The sequence below is a fragment of the Paraburkholderia sp. RAU6.4a genome (genome assembly GCF_050435625.1).
Taxonomy (GTDB): Bacteria; Pseudomonadota; Gammaproteobacteria; order Burkholderiales; family Burkholderiaceae; genus Paraburkholderia; species Paraburkholderia tuberum.
The window spans coordinates 3,405,867-3,421,777 of record NZ_JBNDKQ010000002.1 but is presented as its reverse complement, the minus strand read 5'-3'; the positions used below and the strand labels follow the sequence as shown (position 1 = coordinate 3,421,777).

Annotated in this window: 12 protein-coding genes and 1 pseudogene; 9 read left to right on the top strand and 4 right to left on the bottom strand. The window is 68.6% G+C overall.

What is annotated here, in order from left to right:
• Positions 1-31 precede the first annotated feature (31 nt).
• Together OKW40_RS20665 and OKW40_RS20660 are read right to left on the bottom strand one after the other, a co-directional pair.
• Positions 32-4,371, bottom strand: a pseudogene (locus tag OKW40_RS20665) (translocation/assembly module TamB domain-containing protein).
• 45 nt (positions 4,372-4,416) lie between these two features.
• On the bottom strand, positions 4,417-6,270 hold the full coding sequence (locus OKW40_RS20660; RefSeq protein WP_429491278.1) for an autotransporter assembly complex protein TamA: 1,854 nt from the start codon (positions 6,268-6,270) through the stop codon (positions 4,417-4,419).
• A 266-nt stretch (positions 6,271-6,536) separates the two neighbouring features.
• Here OKW40_RS20660 and OKW40_RS20655 point away from each other — a divergent pair, with 266 nt between their 5' ends.
• From OKW40_RS20655 to panD, 4 genes are all read left to right on the top strand, one after another.
• Positions 6,537-6,722: a DUF3460 family protein gene (locus tag OKW40_RS20655; RefSeq protein ID WP_090803441.1), complete on the top strand. Its 186-nt coding sequence runs from the start codon at positions 6,537-6,539 to the stop codon at positions 6,720-6,722.
• A 20-nt stretch (positions 6,723-6,742) separates the two neighbouring features.
• Entirely contained in the window at positions 6,743-7,654 is a 912-nt protein-coding gene (locus tag OKW40_RS20650; RefSeq protein WP_221311919.1) for a segregation and condensation protein A, read from the top strand.
• A gap of 306 nt (positions 7,655-7,960) precedes the next feature.
• Complete coding sequence (panC, locus tag OKW40_RS20645) at positions 7,961-8,794, top strand: pantoate--beta-alanine ligase (protein ID WP_429491276.1); 834 nt, start codon at positions 7,961-7,963, stop codon at positions 8,792-8,794.
• A gap of 60 nt (positions 8,795-8,854) precedes the next feature.
• Positions 8,855-9,241, top strand: a complete 387-nt coding sequence (gene panD, locus OKW40_RS20640) for an aspartate 1-decarboxylase (protein ID WP_018431692.1) — start codon at positions 8,855-8,857, stop codon at positions 9,239-9,241.
• A gap of 45 nt (positions 9,242-9,286) precedes the next feature.
• Here panD and OKW40_RS20635 read toward each other — a convergent pair whose 3' ends face one another.
• Positions 9,287-9,925, bottom strand: coding sequence for a ParA family protein (locus OKW40_RS20635; protein ID WP_184059634.1), 639 nt, complete (start codon positions 9,923-9,925; stop codon positions 9,287-9,289).
• 243 nt (positions 9,926-10,168) lie between these two features.
• Here OKW40_RS20635 and OKW40_RS20630 point away from each other — a divergent pair, with 243 nt between their 5' ends.
• On the top strand, positions 10,169-10,588 hold the full coding sequence (locus OKW40_RS20630) for a PaaI family thioesterase (protein ID WP_090803438.1): 420 nt from the start codon (positions 10,169-10,171) through the stop codon (positions 10,586-10,588).
• Between the two features lie 57 nt (positions 10,589-10,645).
• Here the strand turns inward: OKW40_RS20630 and OKW40_RS20625 are convergent, their stop codons facing one another.
• On the bottom strand, positions 10,646-12,172 hold the full coding sequence (locus tag OKW40_RS20625) for a cobyric acid synthase (RefSeq protein ID WP_429491274.1): 1,527 nt from the start codon (positions 12,170-12,172) through the stop codon (positions 10,646-10,648).
• Between the two features lie 89 nt (positions 12,173-12,261).
• Here OKW40_RS20625 and cobU point away from each other — a divergent pair, with 89 nt between their 5' ends.
• Genes cobU through OKW40_RS20605 form a run of 4 tightly spaced genes read left to right on the top strand, consistent with a single transcriptional unit; the run spans position 12,262 to position 15,875 of the window.
• The gene (cobU, locus tag OKW40_RS20620; RefSeq protein ID WP_429491272.1) at positions 12,262-12,816 is read left to right on the top strand and encodes a bifunctional adenosylcobinamide kinase/adenosylcobinamide-phosphate guanylyltransferase; all 555 of its coding nucleotides are present in this window, start codon (positions 12,262-12,264) and stop codon (positions 12,814-12,816) included.
• A complete protein-coding gene (gene cbiB / locus OKW40_RS20615) occupies positions 12,816-13,757 on the top strand; it encodes an adenosylcobinamide-phosphate synthase CbiB (RefSeq protein WP_429491270.1) in 942 nt (313 codons plus the stop codon). The genes cobU and cbiB overlap by 1 nt, the downstream gene beginning before the upstream one ends.
• A 33-nt stretch (positions 13,758-13,790) precedes the next feature.
• On the top strand, positions 13,791-14,867 hold the full coding sequence (cobD, locus tag OKW40_RS20610; RefSeq protein ID WP_429491269.1) for a threonine-phosphate decarboxylase CobD: 1,077 nt from the start codon (positions 13,791-13,793) through the stop codon (positions 14,865-14,867).
• A gap of 54 nt (positions 14,868-14,921) precedes the next feature.
• Positions 14,922-15,875, top strand: coding sequence for a cobalamin-binding protein (locus tag OKW40_RS20605; RefSeq protein ID WP_429491267.1), 954 nt, complete (start codon positions 14,922-14,924; stop codon positions 15,873-15,875).
• The last annotated feature ends 36 nt before the right edge of the window (positions 15,876-15,911 follow it).

Genomic DNA, 15,911 nt, shown 5'->3' with positions numbered 1-15,911 from the left:
CCAGGCGTGCCGTTTTTTTATGTTGCCCGCATCACCACGAGATCCGGTCGAAGCGCCGCGTGTACAGCACGTCGGCGCCATAGAACGTGCCGCCATACACGACCAGCGACCAGTATCGCGTCAGATTGATCGTCGCCTTGATCGCATTGCTCGCCGACTGCAACCCCTGCTCGTAGCCGATCACGAGCCGCTCGTTGATCGCCTTCGACACCATCACGACTTGCGGATCGGTCAGGCCGACGTCGCTGCGGCCGATCGAAAACTCGTCGAGCCCGACGGTCTGCGCGATCCGCTGACCCGTCGCGCTGCCGAGCAGCGCGAGCGCGGTCGTCATCGTGCTCTGCTGGCCGAGGTTGTTGCCCTGGTCGGTGCCGTGGCCGAACAGCAGCCACGACAGTTTTTCGTTGTCCGGCACGCTTGGCTCCGACACGAGCCGCGCGACCGGCGCCTGCAGCGTGCCCGTTACCTGTACGCCGGCCTCGACCTGCTGGTTGCGGCGCATCGCGAGAATGTTGATGCCCGGATTCGTGACCGGCCCGTTGAACGTGAAGAAGCCGTTCTCGATCGCGAGCTTGCGGCCGAATTCGGTGTAGGTCGAACCCGGCGTGACGCGCACGTTGCCGACCGCGCGCAGCGGCGTATTCGGCGCGCTCGTCGCGTTGATCGTGCCGGCGAGGCCGAGATCGGCGCCCTTCCCACGGAAGCGGAAGTCGTTGCCGAGGCCGATCTCGATGTTCGCGCGTGGCGCGAACGGGCTCGCCGGCGGCTGGCCGCCTTCGCTCGGAGGCGGCCGGCCGCCCGAGCGCGTGCCGTCCGGGCGGATGATCACGACGTCGTCGCCGAGGCTCGGCGCGGCCTGCTCGGGCAGATCGAACCGCGCGCTGTCGACCACGAACTTGCCGTCGATCACGGGGCCGCGCTCCACGCCGCCGTTCGAGATGTTCGCACTGCCCGACAGCGACAGATGGCGGTCCGGCGACGCGAACACATCGAGCTTGTCCGCGACGATGCTCGCGGTCATGTCGGGCTCCGGGCTGTCGAGACGCACGTGCCCAGTCGCGCGCAGCGTGCCGCTCGCGCCGTGGAACTCGACCTGCTGGAAGTCCACCATGTTCTGCGACAGCGCGATGCGCACGACCCCATCCTTCAGTTGCACGCCCTGGCTCACGACCGTCGCGGACAGACCGTCGCCGGTCAGCGAGCCGGTCACGTTCGGTTTCGCGACCGTGCCGCCGAGCGCGAGCTTCAGCGCGAGATGGCCGTCGAGCAGATAGCCGGGGCCGAGCAGGCCGCCCGTCGTGCGCCCAGCGACGGCACGTTCGCGTTCACGTTGCCCGACAGCGCGCTTTGCGGATCGACGCTCAACATGCCGTCGCGCAGCACGAGCGGCGTGTGCGCGTCGGCATCGATCACGCCGACGCGGCTCGCCTGCGCATGCACGGTCGCATTGAGCCGGTTGCCGCCGGTGAATTCGGCGCGCGCGCGGATGTCGCCAATGCCCATCGACGAGAGCCCGCGGCCGATCTCGACCGTGACGTCGCCGCTGCGCCGCCGCAGCTCGATGTGGCCGCTCGCCGTCGCGCCGAGCGAGAAGTCCCAGTCGCCGTCGAACACGAGGTCGGTGCGCACGGCGGGCGGCTCGCCGGTGATCTGGTGACGCAGCTCCTGCAAGTGCGCGAGCGACACGTCGGTCAGGCTGCCGGCCGACTGGACGCGGCCGTGATCGAACGCGAATGACTTCAGGGTCAGCACCGAGCCTTCGATCGTCAGGCGCGTCGCGCCGAGCGTGAGGTGCCCCGGCCCGGCGCTGAGCGCGAGCGGCGATTCGAGATTGAGCGCCGGCGTGCCGCGATTTTGCAGACGCGTGACGGTGCCGTCCCAGCGCGAGCCGTCGCGCGTGTCGGTCAGCTTGCCGTTGGCGGCGAGCGTCAGATCGAGCGGTCGGTCCTGCAGCTTGCCGGTCGCGGCGGCTTCAAGCGTGTGGTTCGCGCGTGTGCCGGACAGGCGGGCGGTCAGCGTGGCGAGGTCGACACCGCCCGCGTTGACATTGCGCGCGTCGGTCGTGAACGCGAGCGCGCCGTTCGCGCCGTCGCGCAACTCGGCGTGGCCTTCCGCATGGCCGACGCGGTTGCTCGCGAACACGACGCTGTCGGCCTTGTAATTCAGCGTGACGTTCGGATGCGCGAACGAGCCGGTAACGTCGCCGTCCGCGGCGACCGCGCCCGCGAGGCCGAAGCCGAGCCGATCGAGCTGCGGCGCGTCGATGCCGAAGCGCAGCCGGTCGCCGGCCGCGCCGAAGCTGCCTTGCAGATTCACCCGGTTGCCCGCCACCGAAAGATTCGCGTGGCTCGGCAGGATTCGCGAGCCGGCCAGCTGGATCATGCCGCCGCCCGTGAGCGGCAGGTCGTTGTAGACGCTCGGACCGAGCGTGAATTCGGCGCGCGTCGTGAAGACCGGCGCGAGCACACCTGCTGCCGTGACCGTGGCGTTCACGCGCGCCTCGATCCTGCGCGCTGGCGGACCTGCATGCGCGGCTGCGCGTGGCGCAGGGCCCGCGCGATGCGCGGGCGGTGGCGTCCTGCGCTCGAGCACTTCGGTCTGCGCCGCGGCCTGCGCGGTGTTCTTCGCGATGGCGGCGGCCTGATCGCCGGGCGCCGTGCTCTTCGCGCCGGCGGTGCTGCCCACGAGCGCCGCGGCTTGCGCTTGCCGCTCGCGTTGCGCGCCGTTCGCGGCGGACGCGCCGGATGTCGTGACAGGCGTGCGGGCGGGCATCTGCGAGGTCAGCGACAGCGGATCGAAATCGGTCAGTTGCGCCTTCAGGTTGTAGGTCGAGTTCTCATCGTGCTTCAGCGCGCCCGATAGATCGATGCGGCCACGGCCCGACGTGACGCGCACGTCGTTGAAGCTGATGCGTGCGGGGTCGAACGTAATCTTGCCCTGGACGCGCAGCGCGGCGGCGGGGTCGGCGAGATCGAGCGTCAGGGTCTGGATGTCGTCGTTCAGGCGGATGCCGATCGGGCCGGACAGCTGCGTCGGCCGCACGGTCGCCTGCAGCGCGTTCAGGTCGAGCCGCGCGACGCTCAGATCGAGCCGGCCGTGCCGGCCGCTCAGCGCACCGCCGCCGGTGAGCGTCGCGTTGCGCACGAGCCGCACGTTCAGGTTCGAGATGCTCTGCGTGTGGGCGTCGAGGCGCACGTCGGCGTTCGCATCGATCAGCGGCAGCAGTTTCTGGTCGATTGCGCCGGGTTTCGCGTTGACGATCGAGACATGGCCGGCGACGGCGAAACCCGCCGCCGGTTTGGCCGGCGCGTGGTGGCCGCCGAAGATATGGTGCGGATGGCTGGCGGCCGACGGTTTCGCCGCGCTGGCTGTGCCAGGGGCGCTCGCCGCGCCCTGCTCGACCGGCTGCAGCTGCGCGCGCACCGCCAGATCGGCCAGCGGCGCACCCGGCGCGAAAGCCTGCGGATTCACATGATCGAAGCTCAGCGTCGCGCGCTGCAACGGCACCGCGGCGAACGGCGCCGCTTCGACCCGCGCGTGGCCGGCGAGCTTCATGCCGCTCGCATCGAGCTCGGCGACGAGCTGCTCGAGCGTGCCGCTCAGGTGGCCGGCCACCTGCACCGCTTCATCGTTGACCTTGCCCGCATAACCGACTTCGCCGGTGAGCGGAAACGGCCGCACGCCATCGAGTTTCGCCGCTGCCGTCAGCGCGCCGAACGGCGTATCGAGCCGATCGATCGCGGCCTCGTGATGACGCCCGTCGCTGCGCCCATGAAACGCGAAGCTGGACAGCTCCGTCGTCGACGCGCCCTCGTGCAGCAGCAGCCGCTCGACCTGCACGTCGCGGATCTCCAGCTGCATCGGTAGCTGCAGATCCTGCGGCAAGCTCAGCGGCTCGCTGGTGCTCGCCGACGACGGGCCGACGCGCGCCTCGATCGTGCCGACGTGCAGGTAGTCGATCGTGAACCGCCACGGCTCGCGCGCGAGCGCCCAGCTGCCCGCGATGCGGTCGATCTCGATGTCGGTGCCGCTGCCGTCGAGGCTGCGCCAGCGCACGTCGCGCAGTTGCACGCCGCGCGCGAGCGTGCCGCCGTCGAGCGTGCCGGCGAGCCGGCCGCCGAGCAGCTTCACGGCCGCGTGCCACGCGTACGCCGTGCCGCGCTCGGTCGTCAGCGCTCCGTACAGCAGACCGACCGCGAGTGCGGCGAGCAGTACCAGCATGACCACCGTGCCCGCGACCGACTTCAGCAGCAGTCGGCCCCAGCGCCGCTTCGGCGGCGGCGTGTCGGGCGGCTGCTGCCCATCCGGCGGTCCTGGCGGCATGGCGCCGGGCGGCTGCGCGGGGGGCGGGGCGGTGACGTCGGTGGTCATGCGTGAATACGGTGGCAAATAAGGTAGTGGGTTGTCGTCAAAACGTCAGAACGCGATGCCGAGCGTGATATACGGCCGCACCCGGTTATCGCGGATCCCGTAAGCGACATCGAGATTGACCGGGCCGACCGGGCTGCGCCAGCGCGCGCCGACGCCGGCGCCCGGATAGAAAACTTTTTCGCCCCAGGTGTCGGTCGCGGTGCCGATGTCGAAGAACACGGCCGCGCCCCAGTTGTGCGAGAACCAGTGCTGGTATTCGGCCGCGCTCGTCAGCAGGTACTTGGTCGGCAGGATCGAGCCGGCGACGTTGTTACCGATGCTCTGGAAGCCGTAGCCGCGCACCGAGTTCGAGCCGCCCGCGCGGAACAGCAGCGACGCCGGAATGCCGCTCGAGCTGCCGCTCGTGAATACGCCGCCGAGTTCGGCGCGGATCAGCACGATGTCGTCGACGCCGATCGGGAAATACTGCTGGCCGCGCGCGTAGCCGCGGATGAACGACTGGTCGGCGAGCAGACCTTTCACCGCGAAGCCCGCCTCGACGTGGATCAGGTTGCCGCGGCGCGGGAACAGCGGGTCGTCGGTGTCGCGCCGCGTCCACGACCACCCCGGCACCAGCGCGTGCGCGCGGGTCGGCGGCGCCGCGTTCTGGTCGAGCTGATCGTCGTAGAACAGCAGCGAATAGCTGTAGTCGAGGAACTGCGACGTGCGCGAGCGCTGCACGCCGCCGCGGATGCTGTAGATGCGCGTATCGGAGACGTCGGTGGTCGTGTACGACGCGAGCACGCTATTGGTCCACCCGTGCTGGCCCGGCGGCATCGACAGCTGGATCTGCCCGTATTGCTGCGTCTTGTCGGCGCGGCCCTCGACGGTGAACGGCCACGCCGCGCCGAACGTGTTCAGATACGTGTAGCCGCCCTGCACGAGCGGGCCGTTGTCGGTCGAATAGCCGACGCCGCCGCGGAAGCTGTGATACGGAAACTCCGACACCTTCACGTGCACCGGCGTGTCGAGCGGCTTGGCGGGGTCGTTGTCGAGGTCGATCGCGACGCTCGCGAAGTACGGCGTGTTCTGCAGTTGGCGCTGCAGTTCGGCGACAGTGCGCGTGTCGTAGATCTCGCCCGGCGAGATCGGATTGACGTTGTGGACGATGCGCTCCGGATAGCGCTTCGTGCCCTGCACGTCGAGCTGGCCCATCGTGAAGGTCGGCCCGCTGTCGTAGATCACCGACAGCTTCGCCGTGTGCGTGCGCGGATCGATCAGCGCCTCCGAGTGGTAGATCTTCGCGGCGAGGTAGCGGCGCGATTGCAGCTCGCGCAGCGACGCGTTCTTCGCGTCGTCCCAGGCGCCCTGCGAGAACGGCTGGCCCTCGTGCAGCGAGAACGCGAAGCGCGTCGCGTTTTCGCGCGATGGGTCTTCGGTCAGCACCGCGCCGCGAAACGACAGATCGACCGACGTGACCTTGGTCTGCGGGCCCGGCTGCACGCGCACGGTGACCTGCCGCAGGTTGTCGACGGTGCGCACGTCGGTGCTGACGAGCGGCGAGAAATAGCCCTGCGTCGCGGCGAGATCGCGCACCTGCTGTGGCGTCGCGGTGATCAGGAACGAGAACTGGTCGTCGGTGACGTCGGGCCGCTTCGCGAAACGCGAGATATCGAGGTGCTGTTCGAGCAGCCGGCGCAGCGCGCGCGGCTCGGCGACCACCTCGACCTTGTAGCTCGGTGCCTTGCTCGCCGCGTGAGCCTTGCCCGCGGCGAGCAGCAACATCAGGAGGCCGAGGCCGATGGCGAGCGACGCACGCAGCCAGCACCGCGCGAGCGCCTCGCGCTCACGCGCGCGCCCTCGCGCCTGGCCGGTCTCGCCGCGCAACGCACGCGGCATGTCGATCGTACCTCCCGCCAAACAGGACCTCCGGCCTCAATGAGTGAATTCTCGCGCCCGGCCGCGCATGCGATCGAGGCATGCTATTTGACCACAACGCGACCCCGATCGGCCTGTCTCGTGCCCCTGGCGGAGCTCCGCGCTTCATCTCAAAAATGGGCGGCCCGCGGCGATTTTCGACCGCCCGCGACGCATGCGGTAAAATCGCGGACGACGGCGCCCTCCCCGCGGCACCGCGCAGCGGCCAGCCCGAGAGCCGCCACCCTACCCACCACGGACGTCGAGCCATGTATCAATCGGACATCACCCAGTTCCTGAACCAGCTCAAGCAACAGAAGCCCAATCTGGAGGCCGAGCAACGCAAAGGCCGCGCACTGCTGTGGGACAAACAGCCGATCGATCTGGAAGAGCGCGCCGAGCAGAAAACTTCGCGCGTGGAGCAGACGCCTTACTCGTACTACCAGAACTTCTAAGCTCCCCAGTCACGCCGACGATGAGTCACGCTGACGAGGTGCATGGTCCGCTTCACGGTCCGATACACGGCCCGGTTCACGGCCCAGCGCCGGCACCGTCCGACACCGCGCTTTCCACGCCCGCCACCGATTCGACGCCCGACACGGTCGACGGCGTCGCGTTCGCGCGTCTGTACGGCGAGCCGCTGTTCAAGCTGCCGAACGACCTGTACATCCCTCCGGACGCGCTCGAGGTATTCCTCGAGACCTTCGAGGGGCCGCTCGACCTGCTGCTGTACCTGATCCGCAAGCAGAACTTCAACGTGCTCGACATCCCGATGGCGGATGTCACCGTGCAATATCTCGGCTACGTCGAGCAACTGCGCAAGACCAATCTCGAACTCGCGTCCGAGTATCTGCTGATGGCCGCGATGCTGATCGAAATCAAGTCGCGCATGCTGCTGCCGGTCAAGAAGGCCGACACCGGCGAGGAAGCCGAAGACCCGCGCGCCGAACTGGTGCGCCGCCTGCTCGAATACGAGCAGATGAAGCTCGCCGCGCAACGCATCGACCAGTTGCCGCAGCTTGGGCGCGATTTCCTGCGCGCCGAGGTCTACATCGAGCAGAGTGTCGCCCCGCGCTTCCCGGACGTGAACAGCGACGACCTGCGCGCCGCGTGGGCCGACGTGATCAAGCGCGCGAAGCTGGTCCAGCATCACAAGATTTCGCGCGAGGAGTTGTCGGTGCGCGAGCACATGAGCCTGATCCTGCGGCAGTTGCAGAATGCGCGCTTCATCGAGTTTTCCGATCTGTTCGACACGAGCCGCGGCGTGCCGGTCGTCATCGTGAATTTCATCGCCGTGCTCGAGCTGTGCCGTGAATCGCTCGTCGAAATCACCCAGGCGGAGCCGTTCGCGCCGATTTACGTGCGGCTGGCGTATCTACCGGCCTGAGCGCTGAATGACGGCCGCCTGACGGCCGGACCGCGGCCGGACCGTGGGCCGGACCGCGGCCGGACCGTGGAAATCTCGCTACGAACACCGTCGCAGCGATGCCTGGCGGGCCTCAGCTGGGAGTGCGCGGCAAGCGCGCCGCGCCCCGCTCGGAAGTGCCGCCGCGTTTCGGTGCGTCCGCTGCCCAAATCCACTACAATCCGCGCTCCGAACCCCTCATTTGCCGGTGAGGCGATGACCCGCGCGATTCCGCCAGGTGTCGCGCCAACCGGATCGCGCGCCGCGCGAGCCTATCCCTGTCCGATCATGAAAGTCATCAGCTCGATCCATGAATTGCGCGACCAGTTGCGCGGCCAGAATCGCACGGCCTTCGTGCCGACGATGGGCAACCTGCACGAGGGCCATCTGTCGCTGATGCGCCTCGCGCGCCAGCACGGCGACCCGGTCGTGGCGAGCATCTTCGTCAACCGCCTGCAGTTCGGCCCGAACGAGGATTTCGACAAATATCCGCGCACGCTCGAAGCCGACATCGAGAAGCTGCAAAAGGAAGGGGTCTACGTGCTGTTCGCGCCGACCGAAAGGGACATGTATCCGGAGCCGCAGGAATACCGCGTGCATCCGCCGCACGATCTCGGCGACATCCTCGAGGGCGAATTCCGCCCCGGTTTCTTCCACGGTGTGTGCACGGTCGTGATGAAGCTGATGTCGTGCGTGCAGCCGCGCGTCGCGGTGTTCGGCAAGAAGGATTACCAGCAGCTGATGATCGTGCGCCAGATGTGCCACCAGTTCGCGCTGCCGACCGACATCGTCGCCGCCGAAACCGTGCGCGACACCGACGGCCTCGCGCTCAGCTCGCGCAACCGGTTCCTTTCGGCCGCCGAACGCGCCGAGGCGCCGATGCTGGCCGCCGAACTCAATCGGGTGCGCGACGCGGTGCTCGCGGGCGAGCGCGACTTCGCGAAACTCGAAGAGTCGGCCAAAGCGACGCTCGCGACGCGCGGCTGGAATCCCGATTACATCGCGATTTGCAAGCGCTCGAACCTGATCGCGCCCGGCGCGCAGGACGCCAGCGCACCGCTCGTGGTGCTGGCCGCCGCGAAGCTCGGCGCGACCCGGCTCATCGACAATCTCGAAATCTGACGCCGCAACCGCCCGCGCGAACACAGTTACACTGCGCAGTCACACAGGATTGGATTGATCATGCAACGCAATATGCTGAAGTCGAAGATTCACCGCGTCGCGGTCACGCACTGCGAGCTCCACTACGAGGGCTCGTGCGCGATCGACGAAGATCTGCTCGAAGCGGCGAACATCGTCGAAAACGAGCGTATCGACATCTGGAACATCAACAACGGCGAGCGCTTCTCGACGTACGCGATCAAGGGCGAGCGCGGCAGCGGCATGATTTCGCTGAACGGCTCGGCCGCGCGTCGCGCGCAGCTCGGCGATCTGGTCATCATCGCGGCGTTCGCGGTGGTCGACGAGGCGGAGCTGAAGGCGGGCTGGAAGCCGGACCTCGTGTTCGTCGATGAAAACAACAAGATCAAGGGCAGCCGCGACCACGTGCCCACGCAGGCCTGGAGCTGAGCGAAGCTCAGCTTGACGCTTGACTGATGGCGGGCAGCCCCCGCCTCAGCCCTTCTTCCCCGCGCCGTTCGTCCACTCGACGATCGGCTGCCACTGCTCCAGATCCTTCTCCACACGGCTTTTCGCGACGTCCCACAGCGTCAGGCCGTGCGCCGCGAGCTGCACGTAGTTCTGCGTGTCGCGCAGAAAACCGAGCACCGGCAGCTTCAATCCCTCGACGAAGCGATGCAGCTGCTCGGCCGAGCGCGTGCGCGCATCGACGCGCATGCCGACCACGCCGACCTCGATCGCGCCCTTCCTGACCGCCTTTTCCTTCGCCAGCCGCTCGAGAAATTCCTGGGTCGCGAGAATATCGAACAGCGACGGCTGCAACGGCACGATCACCTTGTCGGCGAGATCGAGCGCGATGTTCAGGCGATTGCCGTGCAGGCCGGCCGGCGTGTCGACGACCGCGTGCTCGAGGCCTTTCGGCGGCTTGGCCGGCGTGTCGGGATTGACCTCCCAGGTTTCGATGTTCGGCAGCGTGGCGGGCCGTAATTCGAGCCACGCATGCGCGGAGTGCTGCTTGTCGAGGTCGGCCAGCGCGACCCATTCGCCCGCCGCGGCGAAATAGCCGGCCAGATTGGTCGATAGCGTGCTCTTGCCCACGCCGCCCTTCGGATTCGCCACCACGATCACCGACATGAAATCTCCCGGAAAGAAGGCTGGACACCGCCAGCCGGTTTGCCGCGCTATTGCTCCGTCCCCGCCGATCCGCTGTGACCGGCGCCGGCGGGCTCCACGATCGCTGCCGTTCGAAGTTCGGTTTCCAGGGACGCCCACCGGTCCAGCCGTTGATAATATCGACAAATTCAGCGCGGCCGAAGCCCCCGCATCGCGAATCGGCCGCTCCAACCCGCCGTTTTTTTCGACAAGGACCTGAATCTCATGAGCAAACTGCGCCCGGAATACACCGTCGAACGCCTGCTGGAGCGCCAGAAGGGCACGCTGCCGGACCTGCTGGGCCTGCGCGTGCTGACCGTGGACCAGGGCACACTGGTCGCCGAACTGACCGTGCGCGAGGCGCTGCTCGCGCCGAACGGCTTCCTGCACGCGGCCACGGTGATCGGCCTCGCCGACACCGCGTGCGGCTACGCGTGCATCGCGCATCTGCCCGAAAACTCGCGCAACTTCACGACGATCGAGCTGAAGAGCAACTTCCTCGGCACCGCGACGCAGGGCACGATCCGCGCGGTCGCCAAGGGTGTGCACCTTGGGCGCAGCACGCAGGTCTGGGACGCGACGGTCACCGGTCCGGATGGTAAGACCATCGCGCTGTTTCGTTGCACGCAGATGGTGTTGTACTGAGCGAACCGCGCGAGCAGCAATTGCGTTCAAGCCGATAAAAAAGACCGGCGCAAAGCGTCACCCCAGCGCCGCGAACAGCCTGCGCATATCGACGTGCCCGGCCAGCGTATCGGCCAGCCGCTCCAGCGACGCCTCGCGCAACGCCGGATAGTCGAGCGCTTCGGCATCGCTCAAACCCGCCCATGCGAGCAGCGCCGCGCACGCGGCCGGCGTGTCGAACAGCCCATGCACGTAGGTCGTGAGAATCTGGCCATCGGCGGACATCGCGCCATCGGGACGGCCAAAGTCCGCGCCGCCCTCGCGCGGGCCAGCGTGGTCGAGTCGCAGCGCCGGCGTGTCCAATGCCGGCCCGCGCGTCTCGCCCATATGAATCTCGTAGCCGGCGACGTCCGGCGTGCCGGGCAGCGCCAGGTGCCCGGTCACATTCTTCAGTGTCTTGTCGCGCGTGAGCGCCGTCGCATAGTCGAGCCAGCCGAAGCCCGCGAAGGTGCCCGGCGCGCCCTCGACGCCATGCGGATCGGCGATCTCGCGGCCCAGCATCTGCATGCCGCCGCAAATGCCGATCACGCGGCCGCCGTAGCGCAGATGCCGCGCGAGCACGTCGTCCCAGCCCTGTGCGCGCAGAAACGCGAGGTCGTCCGGCACGTTCTTCGAGCCCGGCAGGATGATCAGATCGGCGGCCGGCGGCGGCGTACCCGCGCGCACATAGTGAAAATCGACCTGCGGATGCGCGCGCAACGCGTCGAAGTCGGTGTGATTGCTGATGTGCGGCAGCACCGGCACGACCACGCGCAGCAGACGGCGCGAATCAACGCTCGCCGCCGCGCGCAGTTCGGGCGGCAGCATGTCCTCGGCGTCGAGCGTCAGGCCATGCAGATACGGCACGACACCGAGCACCGGCTTGCCGGTCTTCGCTTCCAGCCAGTCGAGCCCGGGCTTCAGCAGACCGATGTCGCCGCGAAAGCGGTTGATGATGAAGCCGCGCACGCGCGCCTGCTCGCTGTCGGACAGACACGCGAGCGTGCCGGTCAGGTGCGCGAACACGCCGCCGCGATCGATGTCGGCGACCAGCACGACCGGGCAGTCGACCGCCTCCGCGAAACCCATGTTCGCGATGTCGCGCTCGCGCAGATTGATCTCGGCCGGACTGCCCGCGCCTTCGACGAAAATCGTGTCGTACGACGCGCGCAGCCGCGCATACGACTCCAGCACCGCCTCGAACGCGACTGGCTTGTAGTCGTGATACGCGCGCGCGTCGAGATTGATGCGCGCCTTGCCGTGGATGATCACCTGAGCGCCGCGATCGCTGGTCGGCTTCAGCAGCACCGGGTTCAGATCGGTGTGCGCGTCGATGCCCGCGGCGAGCGCCTGCAATGCCTGCGCGCGGCCGATCTCGCCGCCATCGACGGTCACCGCGCTGTTCAACGCCATGTTCTGCGGCTTGAACGGCGCGACCCGCGCACCCGCGCGGCGCGCGAGGCGGCACAGTCCCGCAACCAGCGTGCTCTTGCCCGCGTCGGACGTGGTGCCCTGGATCATCAGCGTGCCGCGCGGCACGGGCAGGGTGTCGGGAGGAATGGTCATTCGGGTCACGGCGGTGCAGGTGGAAGATGGACAGTGGCGTTGCAATGCAATCGAGCGGCATTATCCCATCGCGCCGGTACAATCATAGGATGACTCCCCGCGACCTCACCTTCGTCCTCGGCGGCGCCCGCTCGGGCAAGAGCGCGCATGCCGAGCGGCTCGCCAGCGACAGCGCCCTCCCCGTCACCTACATCGCCACCGCCCGCGTCACCGACGACGCCGAATTCAACGCGCGCATTGCGCATCATCGCGAGCGGCGGCCCGCGCATTGGGGGCTCGTCGAAGCGGACGACGACCTCGCCGGCGCGCTCGCGCAACACGACGCGCCGGGCCGGTGTCTGCTGATCGACTGCCTGACGCTGTGGCTCGCAAACCTGCTATGTCCCGCCGACGGCGCGGCGGCGCCGCTGTCGCACTACTACGAGCAGGCCGCCGCGTTCGAAGCGGCGCTCGCCGGCGCGCGCGGCAAGATCATCGTCGTCAGCAACGAGATCGGCCTCGGCGTCGTGCCGCTCGGCGAAGCCACGCGTCTTTACGTCGACGAACTCGGGCGCTTGAATCAGCGCATCGCCGCGTTGAGCAGCGTGGCCACGCTGATGGTCGCGGGACTGCCGCTCGCGCTGAAAAGCGCGAGCCGCGTGTGATGCCGCCGCTGACCATGCCGCTGGTCGCGACGCTCGCGGTCGCGGGCGTCGCCGTCGATCGCTGGTTCGGCGAGCCGAGCCGCCGGCATCCGCTGATCGGGTTCGGCAACTGGGCGGCGCGTATCGAGGTGCGCTTCAATCACGACCGGCGTCTGCGGCTCAAGGGCCTGCTCGCATGGGCGCTCGCGGTTCTGCCGCCGGTGTTGATCGCGTGGTGGCTCGTCGCCGTGCTGCCGTTGTTCGCGGCCTGCGCGCTGCATGTCGCGCTGCTGTGGTTCGCGCTCGGCGCGCGCAGCCTGCGCGATCACATCGCGCCGATCGCGCGGGCGCTCGGCCAACGCGATCTGGCCACGGCACGTGAGTTGACCGCACGGATCGTCTCGCGCGACACCGCGCAGTCGAACGAGGCCGCGCTCGCGCGCGCCGCGATCGAATCGGCGCTCGAAAACGGCAACGACGCGATCTTCGGCGCGCTGTTCTGGTTCGCGCTCGCGGGTGGGCCTGGCGCGCTCGGCTTTCGCCTCGCCAATACGCTCGACGCGATGTGGGGTTATCGTACGCCGCGCTATCTGCGCTTCGGCTGGGCCGCCGCGCGCATCGACGACGTGCTGAACTGGATTCCCGCGCGGCTGACTGCCACGAGCTACGCGCTGCTCGGCGACACGCTGACCGCCTGGCGCTGTTGGCGCGAGCAGGCGCCGCGCTGGGACAGCCCGAACGCGGGCCCGGTGATGGCCGCCGGCGCCGGCAGCCTGAACGTGCTGATCGGCGGGCCGGCCGTGTATCACGGCACGCTCGAGCACCGGCCGACGCTGGGCTTCGGGCGTCCCGCCGAGGCGCGTCATGTGGGCGCCGCGTTGATGCTGGTCGAACGCACGGTGATTCTCTGGCTGGCCGTGCTGATCGTGCTGGCGTTGTTGAGCGTGCCGTTTCATGGCTGAGCGGAACGACGCGCGTAGCGATGGGATGAGCGCATGACCGACTGGACGCAACCGCGCGAGCACGCCGCAAGCGGCCCGATCGCGCACGGCGGCAACCTGCACGAAGCGGCGGCGCGCTACGGCATTGCGTACGCGCAGTGGCTCGATCTGTCGACGGGCATCAATCCGCACGGCTATCCGGTGCCGCCGCTGCCCGCCGACGCGTGGCGCCGTTTGCCCGACGAAGGCGACGGCTTCGCCGAGCGGGCCGCGCGCTACTACGACGCGCCCGATGCCGCGCACGTGCTGCCCGTCGCCGGCAGCCAGGCGGCGATTCACGCGCTGCCCGCGTTGCTGTCGCCCGCGACGGTCGGCATCGCGCCGCTGACCTACGGCGAGTACGCGCCCGCGTTCGCGCGCGCCGGACACGCGGTCGCGCCGCTCGACGTGCATCGCGACACGCTGCCCGCCGCGCTCACGCACGTCGCGATCGTCAACCCCGACAATCCGACCGCCACGCATATCGATGCCGCCAGGCTGCTGCACTGGCACGCGCAGCTGCGCGAACGCGGCGGCACGCTGCTCGTCGACGAAGCGTTTGCCGATACGCTGCCGGCCGCGCGGGTCGCGTCGCTGGCGGCGCATACGCACCGGGACGGGCTCGTCGTGTTGCGCTCGCCCGGCAAGTTCTTCGGGCTCGCGGGTGTGCGCGCCGGCTTCGTGCTGGGCGCGCCCACATTGCTCGTCGCGTTGCGCGACAGGCTGGGGGCGTGGACCGTCAGCGGTCCCGCGCGTCATGCGGTGAGCGCCGCGTTCGACGATGCCGCGTGGCAAACGCGGATGCGTGAGCGGCTCATCGGCGACAGCGCGCGGCTTGCCGGGCTGTTGCATGCGCACGGTTTCGCGACACGCGGCACGCCGCTTTTCGCATGGACCGACGATGCGCGCGCCGCCGCGTTGCATGAAGCGCTCGCGCGGCGCGGCGTGTGGACGCGTCTTTTTCCGCCATCGCTTCGGGTGCCATCGGCCAGCGTGCGCTTCGGGCTGCCGGGCGACGAAGCCGAATGGACCCGCTTCGAGCAACAGTTGCAACAGGCGGTTGACTCGATCGATACCGCGCGGTCGAGTTAGCGCAGTGACCTTCGCACCCAAGCCGCTCAACGCTTCGTGATCCGCCCTCGTCCGATGATCCGCTTTGCTCGTTCCATCCGCTTTGCCCTGCCCGCGGCGCATGGCTTCATCCATTGGTTCGGCGCCGCAGCGCTCGCGCTGACCGCACTGAGCGCGCACGCCGCGATCACCGTCACCGACGACAGCGGCGCGACCGTCACGCTCGCCGCGCCCGCGCAGCGCGTGATCAGCCTCGCCCCGCACGTGACCGAATTGCTGTACGCCGCGGGCGGCGGCGCGAAGATGGTCGGCGCCGTGTCCTACAGCGACTATCCGCCCGAAGCGAAGCAACTCCCGCGCGTCGGCGACAACAAGGCGCTCGACCTCGAACGCATCGTCGCGCTGAAACCGGACCTGATCGTCGTGTGGCGGCACGGCAACGCGCAGCGCCAGCTCGAACGCTTGCGCGAGCTACACGTGCCGCTCTTTTTCAGCGAGCCGCGCCGTCTCGACGATATCGCCGTGTCGCTGACCAGGCTCGGCCGGCTGCTCGGCACATCGGCGAGCGCGGATGCGGCGGCGGCCGCCTTCCGCGACGACATCGCCCGTCTGCGCGCGCGGTATGCGAACCGCCCGGCCGTCAGCGTCTTCTATCAGGTATGGGACCGGCCGCTGATGACGCTCAACGGCGAGCACATGATCAGCGACGTGATCACGCTATGCGGCGGCCGCAATGTGTTCGCGGACCTGCAGCCGCTCGTGCCGACCGTGTCGATCGAAGCGGTGCTCGCGGCGAATCCGCAGGCGATCGTCACCGCCGCACCCGGCGCGACGCGGCCCGACACGATGCTGCCGCAACTCGACACATGGCGCGCATGGCCGGGTCTCGCGGCCGTCGCGAACAACAACCTGTTTGCGATCGACGGCGATCTGATCAATCGCCCCGCGCCGCGCATCGCGCAAGGCGCGCGGCAACTGTGCGAGGACCTCGAACTGGCGCGCTCGCGCAGCAAGCAGCCTGCGCCATGACGGCGCCGCGTGTGGCGAGAAAAAAGGATCGGTTTT

Coding starts and splice junctions, on each gene's coding strand:
- OKW40_RS20635 (WP_184059634.1), bottom strand. CDS start 9,925: ATGTCGGTGATCGTGGTGGCGAATCCGAAGGGCGGCGTGGGCAAGAGC.
- OKW40_RS20625 (WP_429491274.1), bottom strand. CDS start 12,172: ATGACCATTCCTCCCGACACCCTGCCCGTGCCGCGCGGCACGCTGATG.
- cobD (WP_429491269.1), top strand. CDS start 13,791: ATGACCGACTGGACGCAACCGCGCGAGCACGCCGCAAGCGGCCCGATC.
- OKW40_RS20655 (WP_090803441.1), top strand. CDS start 6,537: ATGTATCAATCGGACATCACCCAGTTCCTGAACCAGCTCAAGCAACAG.
- OKW40_RS20650 (WP_221311919.1), top strand. CDS start 6,743: ATGAGTCACGCTGACGAGGTGCATGGTCCGCTTCACGGTCCGATACAC.
- cbiB (WP_429491270.1), top strand. CDS start 12,816: ATGCCGCCGCTGACCATGCCGCTGGTCGCGACGCTCGCGGTCGCGGGC.
- cobU (WP_429491272.1), top strand. CDS start 12,262: ATGACTCCCCGCGACCTCACCTTCGTCCTCGGCGGCGCCCGCTCGGGC.
- panD (WP_018431692.1), top strand. CDS start 8,855: ATGCAACGCAATATGCTGAAGTCGAAGATTCACCGCGTCGCGGTCACG.
- OKW40_RS20630 (WP_090803438.1), top strand. CDS start 10,169: ATGAGCAAACTGCGCCCGGAATACACCGTCGAACGCCTGCTGGAGCGC.
- OKW40_RS20605 (WP_429491267.1), top strand. CDS start 14,922: ATGATCCGCTTTGCTCGTTCCATCCGCTTTGCCCTGCCCGCGGCGCAT.
- panC (WP_429491276.1), top strand. CDS start 7,961: ATGAAAGTCATCAGCTCGATCCATGAATTGCGCGACCAGTTGCGCGGC.